The following is a 2,109-nucleotide window of genomic DNA, read 5'->3' as shown; positions in this document are numbered from 1 at the left end:
CCAGCCCCACTGTCCTGTTCGTCGGCCGCCTCGCCGAAGAGAAGCACATCGACGTCCTGATCGATGCCGTATCCAAAACGCCGGCCAGCCTGGACGTCCACCTGGAGATTGTCGGCGGCGGCGAGGTGCGGCCCGCGCTCGAAGCGCAGGTTGACCGGCTCGGCCTGAAGGACCGGGTGAAGTTCCTCGGCCTGGCCAGCGATGAAGAGCTCCGCCGGGCCTACCTCAGCGCGGACCTGTTCTGCATGCCCGGCACAGCCGAACTGCAGTCCCTTGTCACCCTCGAGGCGATGTCCGCGTCCACCCCCGTGGTGCTGGCCGATGCCATGGCGCTTCCGCACCTGGTGCGCGACGGCGAGAACGGCTACCTCTTCACGCCGAACGACAGCGGCGACCTCGCCGCGAAGATCGAAAGCGTGCTGTCGCTGCCTGCGGACGAACAGGCGGCCATGGGCAAGGCGAGCCGCAGCATGGTGGAAAGCCACAGCCTCGGGCGCACGCTGCAGACCTTCGAAGACATCTACCGCGGGGCCAGCTACGACGACCTCGTCGTCTAGGCGAACGGCGGGGCGGCCCGACGCATCCGGGCGCTAGTGCCCGGGCCAGGCCGTCTACTATTGCTAGAGTGTTTTTGCCCGGATCACTCCGGCCCGCCACGGGTCCGGGGTCGCCGGGCCCACGGGGCTATAGCTCAGCTGGTTAGAGCGCGGGACTCATAATCCTAAGGTCCTCGGTTCAAGTCCGAGTAGCCCTACAACAATCCGGATGCACCGGACCCACCCCGGCCGGCGGGGCCGCAGCAGGCGCGCATGCGCAGGCTGCGGCCCTTTTTTGTGCCCCGAAACAGGCAGCCAGATACTTGCCAGCAGGTCCGAACCTGCGATATGTTACTGGTGAGTAACTTATCGCGGCGTGACGCCGTACCCTTTTGATCRCTGCYGATCACRAGTGAAGGAACAACATGTCCAAAGCTGCAATCGACATCAACAACCTCCCCTACGCCGACGGCGACTTCTTCGCTTTCGAGCAGCTGCTCAGCGGCAAGGAGCAGGACCGGCTGGCGGAGGTGCGGGAGTTCATGGCCCGCGAAGTGAAGCCGATCGCCGTGGACTGCTGGAACCGCGGGGAATTCCCCATGGAGCTGATCCCTAAGCTGGCAGAGATCGACCTGGTCAGCCCGGTCCGCCGCCAGGGCTACTCCAACCTCTTCGCCGGCATCCTGCACGCCGAGGCCACCCGCGCCGACACCTCGATCGCGACCTTTATGGGCGTGCACGACGGGCTGTTCACCGGTTCCATCGAAGCCCTCGCCTCCCAGGAGCAGCAGGAGGCCTGGCTGCCGGATATCTACTCCCTGAAGAAGATCGGCGCCTTCGGCCTGACCGAACCTCTGGGTGGCTCCGACGTCGCCGGCGGCACCCGCACCACCGCCCGGCGGGAGGGCGACAGCTGGATCCTCAACGGCGCCAAACGCTGGATCGGGAACGCCACCTTCTCCGACTGGGTAGTCATCTACGCCCGGGACCTGGCCGACAGCCAGGTCAAGGGCTTCCTCGTGGACACCAAGACCGAGGGCTTCAGCGCCACGAAGATCGAAAACAAGATCTCGCTGCGCACCGTCCAGAACGCCGACATCACCCTCAGCAACGTTGTGGTCCCGGACTTCTTCAAACTGGCCAACGMCAACAGCTTCCGCGACACCAACAAGGTCCTCAAGGTCACCCGGCTGGCCGTAGCGTGGCAGGCCGTGGGCCAGCAGCTCGCCGCTTTCGACGTCGCCCGCCGCTACGCCGTCGAGCGCAGCCAGTTCGGCCGTCCGATCGCTTCCTTCCAGCTGGTCCAGCACCAGCTGGTGCAGATACTGGGCAACGCCGTCAGCTCGATGGGCATGATGGTCCGCCTCTCGCAGCTGGAGGACGCCGGCGAGGCAAAGGACGAACAGTCCGCCCTCGCCAAGGCGTTCACCACGGCCCGGATGCGCGAAAGCGTCGCCATCGGCCGCAGCCTGCTTGGCGGCAACGGGATCGTCACGGACTACGAGATGGCCAAGGTCTTCTCCGACGCCGAGGCGATCTACTCCTACGAGGGCACCCACGAGATCAACACCCT

At 65.7% G+C, this 2,109-nt stretch carries 2 protein-coding genes and 1 tRNA gene; all 3 read left to right on the top strand.

Translation table 11 applies throughout. The annotated features are described in order from the left end of the window. Positions 1-557, top strand: a 557-nt coding sequence (locus tag AC1DHD_RS15905; protein WP_476880639.1) for a glycosyltransferase, incomplete at its 5' end; no start/stop codon positions are given. Between the two features lie 123 nt (positions 558-680). Continuing rightward, positions 681-754: transfer RNA gene (locus AC1DHD_RS15900), tRNA-Ile, on the top strand. A 207-nt stretch (positions 755-961) separates the two neighbouring features. Further along, positions 962-2,109, top strand: a 1,148-nt coding sequence (locus tag AC1DHD_RS15895; protein ID WP_476880638.1) for an acyl-CoA dehydrogenase family protein, incomplete at its 3' end; no start/stop codon positions are given.

Source organism: Arthrobacter sp. 05L45_2, from assembly GCF_056397525.1.
The sequence above is the reverse complement of the archived record's forward strand: the minus strand, read 5'-3'. Positions and strand labels throughout refer to the sequence as shown.